We start from the raw sequence: 8714 nt of genomic DNA on the forward strand, positions 1-8714 counted from the left end.
CCAAGTTTCACAGGCATTGACCCATTGAGCGACTACGATCTGGCATTGTTCAGATTTGCCCAACCCCCAGGAGACACCCCATGCCCGTGATCACCACCATCGAAGACTTGCGCGTTTTGGCCCAAAAAAGGGTCCCCCGCATGTTTTACGACTACGCGGACAGCGGCTCCTGGACCGAGAGCACTTACCGGGCCAACGAAAGCGATTTCCAAAAGATCAAGCTGCGCCAGCGAGTCGCCGTGAACATGGAAAACCGCAGCACGGCCAGCACCATGGTGGGCGAGAAAGTCGCCATGCCGGTTGCCATTGCGCCCACAGGCCTCACAGGCATGCAGCACGCCGATGGTGAAATTTTGGCGGCGCGCGCTGCCAGAAAGTTTGGCGTGCCCTTTACGCTGTCGACCATGAGCATCTGCTCCATCGAAGACGTGGCCCAGCACGCCGGTGAAGGCTTTTGGTTTCAGCTCTACGTGATGAAAGACACGGGCTTCATCGAGCGCCTGATTGACCGCGCCAAAGCGGCCAACTGCGGCGCGCTGGTGCTCACGCTCGATTTGCAAATCCTTGGCCAGCGCCACAAAGACCTGAAAAACGGCCTGTCTGCACCGCCAAAACTGACGCTGGCCAACATGATCAACATCGCCACCAAGCCCCGCTGGGCCATGGGCATGCTGGGCACATCGCGTCGCCAGTTCGGCAACATCGTGGGCCATGTCAGCGGCGTCGCCGACATGAGCAGCCTGTCTTCATGGACCGCATCGCAGTTCGATCCCGGTCTGAACTGGGGCGATGTGGAATGGATCAAAAAACGCTGGGGCGGCAAGCTGATCCTGAAGGGCATTCAGGACGTGGATGACGCCCGCCTGGCCGTTCAGTCGGGCGCTGACGCCCTGATCGTCAGCAACCACGGCGGCCGCCAACTGGATGGCGCGCAGTCCAGCATCGAAGCCCTGCCCGCCATCGTGGACGCTGTCGGCCAGCAAATCGAAGTGCACATGGACGGCGGCATCCGCAGTGGCCAGGATGTGGTGAAAGCCCGCGCCCTGGGCGCCAAAGGCGTCTACATTGGCCGCTCCATGCTTTACGGCCTGGGGGCCATGGGCGAAGCCGGTGTGACCAAAGCACTCGAGATCATCCACAAAGAACTCGACCTGACCATGGCCTTTTGCGGTCGCACCCAAATGGACACCGTCGACAAAAGCATCTTGCTACCAGGCACCTTTCCGACCGGCCACTGACACCCTCCTGGCAGGGCAAAAGCCCTGCTGAAGGCGCTATGCTTGACGGGTGTCCACACCCGCCAAAGTCATTCGCCGCATCGCCCACCTCGACATGGATGCGTTTTACGCGTCGTGCGAGTTGTTGCGCTACCCGCAGCTCAAGGGCTTGCCGGTGGTCATTGGCGGCGGCAGGCGCAAAGAAGACGACTTGCTTGGTAAGTTGCAAGCGGCCTACCCAGAGGGCGAATGGACCGCGGAGACCTTTGCCGAACGGCTGGACTGCATTCCGGTCGACTTTTTCCCGCGACTGGCGGGCTACACCGGACGCGGGGTCATCACCACCGCAACCTACCCGGCCCGACAATTTGGCATCGGCTCGGCCATGGGCCTGATGAAAGCCGCCAAACTCTGCCCGCAAGCCATCTTGCTGCCGGTCGACTTTGAGCGCTATCGGTACTTTTCGCACACCTTCAAATCCATCATCACCGACATCGCGCCCCTCATGCAAGACCGGGGCGTAGACGAGGTCTACATCGACTTCACCGATGTACCCGGCGGTCAGCGCGAGGGCGGGCGGGTGCTGGCCAGGTTGATCCAGAAAAGCATTTTTGACGCCACGGGCCTGACCTGCTCAGTTGGCGTGGCCCCCAATAAATTGCTCGCCAAAATGGCCAGTGAATTCAACAAGCCCAAAGGCATTTCCATCGTGCACGAGGCCGATCTGCAAAACCTGATTTGGCCGCTGGCCTGCCGCAAGATCAACGGCGTGGGCCCCAAGGCCGATGAAAAACTGCAAGGCTTTGGCATCCACACCATTGGCGAACTGGCGGCCCGCGATCTGCCCTGGCTGACTGAAAACTTCGGCAAGAGTTATGGCGCCTGGCTGCACGATGCCGCCTGGGGCCGAGACGATCGACCGATTGAAACTGAAAGCGAGCCCGTCAGCATGAGCCGTGAAACGACTTTTGAGCGCGACCTGCACGCCGTGCGCGACCGCATGGAGCTGGGCGCCGTCTTCACGCGCTTGTGTGAACAAGTGGCCGCCGACCTGCAACGCAAAGGCTACGAAGGCAAGACCATCGGCATCAAGCTGCGCTACGACAATTTTCAGGCCGTGACGCGGGACCAGTCCTTGCCCGGTTACACGGCTGACGCCAAACACATCCGCCAAGTCGCGGGCCAGTGCTTGAAACGGGTGGATCTGTCACGCCGTCTGCGGCTCCTGGGCGTGCGGGTGGGCTCGTTGGTCAAGGCGGGGACAGTACCCGCACCGGGGGCCACTTACAGTGAAGCCATTGCCAATACACCACCCCAAGTGAATGACCATGGACAAACTGAACTGCTTTTCTTTGACGACTGAAAACCACGTTGCCCATTTGGTGCTGAACCGCCCCGAGGCGATGAACACCATGCACCCCAGCTTCTGGCGCGAACTGCACGAGGTGCTGACCGACATCCACAAGGCCGGCACCGCCCGGGCGTTGGTGATCTCCAGCACGGGCAAACACTTCAGCGCGGGCATGGACCTGCAGACCTTCGGCAGCGCCATCCAGATGGACGACAGCAGCGCCGAAGGCCGCTCGGCCGTGTATGACCTGCTGACCGACATGCAGCACACCTTCACCCTGCTCGAAGAACTGCGCATACCGGTCATTGCGGCCATTCAGGGCGGCTGCATTGGCGGCGCGGTGGACATGGTGACCGCCTGCTGCATGCGCTATGCCTCGGCCGATGCGTTCTTTTGCATCCAGGAAATCAACATCGGCATGGTGGCCGACGTGGGCACACTGCAACGCCTGCCCAAGCTACTGCCTATGGCGCTGGTCAAAGAACTGGCCTACACGGGCAGGCGCCTCGGCGCCGATAAAGCCCTGGCCCACGGTCTGGTGAACGAGGTGCTGCCCACCCACGAAGCTGCTGTGGCCGCCGCCTTGCAAGCGGCCAAAGAGATCGCCAGCAAACCGCCCGTGGCCATCTGGGGCACCAAACAAGTGCTGCACTACGCCCGCGACCACAGCACCGAAGACAGCCTGCGCCACATGGGCTGGCTGCAAGGCGCGATCTGGAGCAACGCCAACGTGCGCGAAGCCATCAGCGCCCTGCAGCAAAAACGCGAGGCGAACTTTGCGCCGCTGCCAGCGCTCAAGGGGTTTCGGGAATTTGGTTGAGGGCTGCGTCAAGCCCGATGCATCAGCTTGGCCCGACTTTGAAGTCCCCTTCCACTCACCCTCAAAATTTCTTTAACAACTGCTCTACTTTTGGCTGAAGAACACGCGCTAGTGATTGGTCTGTAAAGCCTGTGCGTAAGCGGCGATAGAGAATATCTTCCGTGTTACATGCGGCCTCGTCTTGCACCGCGCTTTGAACGAATTTTTCCAGTTGTTCGTCGCTCCATTCCCCTTGGGTGCGCCATGCATTGTCCAGCAAGGGGTTGGGGCTGAGGGTAAGGTGAGCAGTACTGCAGGGCTTAGCTTTTGGCAAAACACCCTGCTCGATCGCTGCATCCAATGCGTCTTGCGCCATGCGACGATAAGTGGTCCATTTGCCCCCGACCACTCGCAAGGTGCGCGCCGCTAAGCGTTCAACAAGATGGGCTCGTGAAAATTGAGAAGAGTTTTTACTGGTCCCTGGTGTTCGAACCAAGGGACGGTAACCTACAAAACTGGCTGTCACTTGAGATACCCCAAGCGGTTTTTTCATGGCCTGACTGGCCGTTCGTAGCAGCCAACCAATGTCATCTTGCGGTGCTGTATCACTGTAGTCAGGGTGGCGAACACCTATATCAGTCGTACCTATCAAGGTGTGTCCAAGCCATGGCAGCATATAGAGCACCCGGCCATCTGGGGTTTTAGGCAGCAAGACACCACTCGAGAGTCCAATATCCTTCAAGACGATGTGACTGCCTCGCGCGACAGCAACGCACTCCCCGCTCCAAGCTCCGGTAGCAAAAATGGTGCAGCGGGCACGTAAGGCGAATTGTGCGGAAGTATCCTTTCGGGTAAGACTGATTAAATCAACGCCGTCATCGGCTTGGCCATTCATCTCGGCGTGACAGTAATTCATCAATACTGCCCCGCGGTGTCTGGCGCTGCGCGCAAGTGATTGCACCAAACGGGCATCGTCAAAAAGCCCATCGTAGTATTGGATGCCGTGGGCACTCGCGTTCAGGGCACTTGCTTGGGCCTTAATCTGTTCTGATGCGATGTAATGAGAACGGCCCACATTACGCCTTCCAGCGAGCAGGTCATAAAGTTTGAGTCCGCTACCGTAAAAGGCTGCGTGCGCAAGAGTTTTACAGGGTATGACGAAGCGCAATACCTGGGCTACGTGCGGTGCGTTTGCCAGCACAATTGCGCGCTCATGTAATGCCTCCTTGACGAGTGCAAAATCAAGCTGCTGAAGATAGCGCACACCACCATGCAACATTTTTGATGAGCGAGAGCTCGCACCGCTGGCAAAGTCTTCAACTTCTGCCAACACAACACTGAAACCTCGTGCCGCAGCATCCAACGCTGTTCCCAAACCTGTTGCACCTCCGCCAACAACACAAATATCCCATGTGGGTTGCGCTTGTATCGCTTGCCAAGTTTGGTCACGGCTCAAGCCTTGGGAGCTGTTTGCCTCTTTGTAATTTTTTGAATTTTGCATTTACCCCTAGCCTCGTGACTTTTCTTCAGCGATCGCCCAGCGTTATCTCTCACGGCTAGGCGATGAATCACTGCCTGTTGCTGAATCGAGCGACGACTTTGGGTGCTTGGGCATGTTTGGGAAGTTACCGAATCAGTACAGATCTAAAGAAGATGGATGTGAACTGGTCTATCGGCTCCAAACTGCGCATTAGTTTTGACCGCAATATGGCGCCTTCCCAGCCAACCCAAAAAAAACGCGACAGTGCTTGGGGGTCTTGCCCCGGCGCTAGTTCACCGACATCGATGGCTTCGCTCAAGCAATCTGCAACCCGTTTCTCCCATGACACCAACACACCCTCCAGCCGTTCACGGAACTGCGTATCGAGGGCAGCAAGCTCTTGACCAAGATTGCCGATGAGGCAGCCCCGTTTGAAGTCGAACTTCACCATGCCGTTTTTTGCATTCACAGTGAAATTAACCAATCTCTGCAGCGGCGATTGTGAAGCGTCATCAAAAATACGGTCCATTTTTTTGGCGTAATACGCTTCGTAGTTGTCAATGACGGCGTGTCCAAAATGATCTTTGCTTTTAAAGTAATGGTAGAAGGACCCCTTGGGTACGCCAACGCGCTTGAGCACTTCGTCAATACCCGTTATTTGAAACCCGCGCTCGGTCAATAGTTCGGTTCCACACCAAACCAACGCGCTGCGGGTGTCTGTTCGTGCTGTAGCACGATGACCGCTTCTGCTGGAACTCGGCGTAATTTGACTGGTGTGGATTTCTGACACTTAAGATTCTCCGACTGGCATTTCATTGTGTACCAAGGCTTATTGGGGCCAGTAGCGCTTCTTGACCAATTTCTTGTAAAGCTTCCCCGTTGGCAAACGAGGCAGCTCCAAGTCGAAATCAATCGACCGCGGACATTTGAAGTCTGCTAATTTTTCGCGACAAAAAGCCTGTAGTTCTGCTGCCAAAGCCGGCCCGACATCCAATGCGTGCACTGGTTGTACAACGGCTTTTACTTCCTCACCCCAATCACTGTTGGGCACACCAACAACAGCAGCGTCCATCACCTTCGGATGTTGCAGCAACACGTTTTCGATTTCTTGCGGATAAATATTGACACCGCCACTGATGATCATGAAGGCCTTGCGGTCCACCAAATACAGGTAACCCTGATCATCCAGATAGCCAATGTCTCCAAGAGTAGTCCAGCCCAGGGGGTTGCGTGTTTGTGCGGTACTGACTGGGTCATTGTGATAAATGAATTGGGGGCCATCTGAAAAATACACAGCCCCTGTCTGACCAACTTCTAAAGGAACGCCTTCTTCATCACAAATATGCAATTTTCCTTGTGAGGCACGGCCCACCGACCCTTTGTGCGCCAACCATTCATCCGGGGTGATGCTGCAAAAACCATTGTTTTCAGTACCCGCGTAGTATTCATACACGATTGGCCCCCACCAGTGAATCATTTGTTCTTTCACATCAACCGGGCAGGGCGCTGCAGCGTGTACCGCCATTTTCATGGATGAGAGATCAAATTTTTCGCGTGTCTCCTGGTCAAGCTTGAGCAATCGCACAAACATGGTGGGCACCCATTGACTGTGGGTGATGCGACAGCGCTCAATGGTCTGCAGGGCCAACAATGCGTCAAAGCGCTCCATCACCGTCACGGTGCCGCCCATTTTGATCACCGTCATGCTGTGACGCAGTGGTGCAGCATGGTAAAGCGGTGCAGTAGACAGGTAATGACTGTCAGCGTCGTATCCGAACAGTGGTGCCAGCAACTGCACCAACATTGTGGTTTGTCCCGCGTCTGTCTTGGGCAGTGGCCACAGCACACCTTTGGGACGACCGGTTGTGCCCGACGAGTAAAGCATGTCGCTGCCTTGCAAAGCTTGCGCAATGGCAGAGGTGGGCTCTTTCGCACATTGAGCAATCCAATCCCCGTGGCCCCTTTGATCACCGCATGCACCGACGCTCATGCACTGCAGCGTGCTGGGCAGCTTGGTGAACAAGTCTGGGTCAACAGACTCCAAAGCTGGCGAATAAACAAACAAGCGTGCACCACAGTCCCGGACGATGTAATCAATCTCGTCGGTCGTCAGACGGGTACTTATCAGTGTGTAATACACACCGCTTCGATCCAAGCCAAAGCAAAGCTCCAGTAATTCACGGCAGTTATTCATGAGCACGGCCACATGGTCGCCTGGAAGAATGCCTAAATTTGAAACAAAGTGTGCAACCTGGTTGGCGCGGCCTTCGAGTTGTGCGTATGTGACTTTTTCGCCACTCTCGCACATCTGAAATGCAACTTTATCAGGGTCAACGCTCACGGGTTGAATTGGAATTAACATCAGGCCCCCATTTTTTTAATGGGCAATACAGACTTTGCCAAACTGGGCGCCGCTCTTCAAATATGTCATGGCTTCTTTGAGCTCCTCAAATGCAAATACCTTATCGGTCACGGGCACGATCTGATGCTGTGCCATGGCGCGCAACATGGCCTCCAAGCCATCACGGTGCCCAACGGTCACGCCTTGAAGTCGCACTTGGCGAGTGATGATGTGTCCTAGCGAGGTATTCACACTGCTTCCTGACAAGATGCCAATCATGGCCAAAGTACCGCCTGGACGAATGCAGCGCAGAGATTGTGGAAGTGTTTTTTCACCACCCAACTCCAAAATCAAATCGTATCCACGACCCTGCGTAATCTCGCGGGTGGCTTTTGCCCATTCGGGCTGTTCACGGTAATTGATCACGGCATCTGCACCCAATGCGATAGCGCGATCCATTCGCTCTTGGCTCGAGCTGATAACGGTGACATGTGCTCCTAAACTTTTGGCGAATTGCAGTGCAAACAAAGCAACGCCGCCGCACCCTTGTACTAAAACTCGATCACCTGTCTTGACATGGCCGTAAGTGACCACCGCACTCCAAGCCGTCAATGCGGCGCAAGGAAGGCTTGCCGCTTGAATATCGCTCAGGTAGCCTGGAACTGGCACGACGCCTTGTTCAGACAGACACATCACCTCTGTCATGGTCCCATCAATAGGGCCACCGAGAGATTGGGTGAGTCTTTGTAAATCAGGTTCACCCCCAACCCATCCCTGAAAGTAAGTAGGGCAAACTCGATCACCAACACGAACACGCGTAACGCCTGCGCCAACTTCGATCACTTCCCCAACCCCATCAGAGATGGGTATCAATGGCAATTGACCGGTATAGGCTCCGTAACCGCGCTCAGGCACGACGAGATCGCGGTAGTTGAGCGAAGAGGCGCGCATGCGAACCAACACCTGACCATCCCCTGCTGTCGGCTCAGGCCGCTGGGAAAGTTTCAAGTGGTCAATCCCCCACTCCCCCTCGATTTGAAAGACGCGCATTCAGATAGCTCCTGGTTTGAAACGAAAGTCATGTGCCACACGCTCAAGCAACATCGCTGTGGAACCGTCGGCCAATGAAGCTGCGTGAGCTGCCGTGAGATGCCTTAAAAAAGCATAACGATCCAAAAATCCTTCTGCACCCATAGCGTGCAGGAGAGATCCCAATTGAGTCTGAGCCATACTTGTTGCATAAAGTTTGGCCTGTGCGGCTGCAGTTTGGACCTCCTCGCCCTTGTCAATGAGGTCGCAGGCCTGGCTCACCAAAAGCTCGCCTGCCTGTAAGGCTGTTGCTGCTTGTGCAATTTGCCATCGCCAGCCTTGAAATTGCTCCAAAGACTGGCCAAATGCGGTTCGCTTCTGACCATAAACTCTCACATCGGCCAACGCTTGCGACACCATGGCGCAACACATTCCCGCAACATAAGTGCGCGCACGGTTGATAGCACCCATGATGTCGACAAACGCTTCGCCAGGCT

Annotated in this window: 8 protein-coding genes; 3 read left to right on the top strand and 5 right to left on the bottom strand. The window is 55.9% G+C overall.

The features are described 5' to 3' along the window. Positions 1-80: 80 nt before the first annotated feature. The 3 genes from ACIQ3A_RS05380 (at position 81) to ACIQ3A_RS05390 (ending at position 3388) form a co-directional block, all read left to right on the top strand. Positions 81-1238, top strand: a complete 1158-nt coding sequence (locus ACIQ3A_RS05380; RefSeq protein ID WP_396430726.1) for an L-lactate dehydrogenase — start codon at positions 81-83, stop codon at positions 1236-1238. Positions 1239-1332: 94 nt separating this feature from the next. After that, on the top strand, positions 1333-2580 hold the full coding sequence (locus ACIQ3A_RS05385) for a Y-family DNA polymerase (protein WP_396430735.1): 1248 nt from the start codon (positions 1333-1335) through the stop codon (positions 2578-2580). After that, complete coding sequence (locus ACIQ3A_RS05390; RefSeq protein ID WP_396430727.1) at positions 2546-3388, top strand: enoyl-CoA hydratase-related protein; 843 nt, start codon at positions 2546-2548, stop codon at positions 3386-3388. Before ACIQ3A_RS05385 ends, ACIQ3A_RS05390 begins: the two co-directional genes overlap by 35 nt. 61 nt (positions 3389-3449) lie before the next feature. Here the strand turns inward: ACIQ3A_RS05390 and ACIQ3A_RS05395 are convergent, their stop codons facing one another. The 5 genes from ACIQ3A_RS05395 to ACIQ3A_RS05415 all read right to left on the bottom strand — a co-directional run. Continuing rightward, positions 3450-4868 (bottom strand): glycerol-3-phosphate dehydrogenase/oxidase, encoded by a 1419-nt coding sequence (locus ACIQ3A_RS05395; protein ID WP_396430728.1) that lies wholly within the window; start codon positions 4866-4868, stop codon positions 3450-3452. A 124-nt stretch (positions 4869-4992) separates the two neighbouring features. Further along, complete coding sequence (locus ACIQ3A_RS05400) at positions 4993-5637, bottom strand: TetR/AcrR family transcriptional regulator (RefSeq protein ID WP_396430729.1); 645 nt, start codon at positions 5635-5637, stop codon at positions 4993-4995. A 39-nt stretch (positions 5638-5676) separates the two neighbouring features. Beyond that, the gene (locus ACIQ3A_RS05405; RefSeq protein ID WP_396430730.1) at positions 5677-7188 is read right to left on the bottom strand and encodes an AMP-binding protein; all 1512 of its coding nucleotides are present in this window, start codon (positions 7186-7188) and stop codon (positions 5677-5679) included. A gap of 36 nt (positions 7189-7224) precedes the next feature. Beyond that, on the bottom strand, positions 7225-8238 hold the full coding sequence (locus tag ACIQ3A_RS05410; RefSeq protein ID WP_396430731.1) for an NAD(P)-dependent alcohol dehydrogenase: 1014 nt from the start codon (positions 8236-8238) through the stop codon (positions 7225-7227). After that, a partial coding sequence (locus tag ACIQ3A_RS05415; RefSeq protein WP_396430732.1) for an acyl-CoA dehydrogenase family protein occupies positions 8239-8714 on the bottom strand: 476 nt, incomplete at its 5' end.

Origin of the sequence: Limnohabitans sp. (assembly GCF_044361985.1) — a bacterium.
Classification (GTDB): Bacteria; Pseudomonadota; Gammaproteobacteria; order Burkholderiales; family Burkholderiaceae_C; genus Limnohabitans_A.

Coding starts and splice junctions, on each gene's coding strand:
- ACIQ3A_RS05380 (WP_396430726.1), top strand. CDS start 81: ATGCCCGTGATCACCACCATCGAAGACTTGCGCGTTTTGGCCCAAAAA.
- ACIQ3A_RS05385 (WP_396430735.1), top strand. CDS start 1,333: ATGGATGCGTTTTACGCGTCGTGCGAGTTGTTGCGCTACCCGCAGCTC.
- ACIQ3A_RS05390 (WP_396430727.1), top strand. CDS start 2,546: ATGGACAAACTGAACTGCTTTTCTTTGACGACTGAAAACCACGTTGCC.
- ACIQ3A_RS05395 (WP_396430728.1), bottom strand. CDS start 4,868: ATGCAAAATTCAAAAAATTACAAAGAGGCAAACAGCTCCCAAGGCTTG.
- ACIQ3A_RS05410 (WP_396430731.1), bottom strand. CDS start 8,238: ATGCGCGTCTTTCAAATCGAGGGGGAGTGGGGGATTGACCACTTGAAA.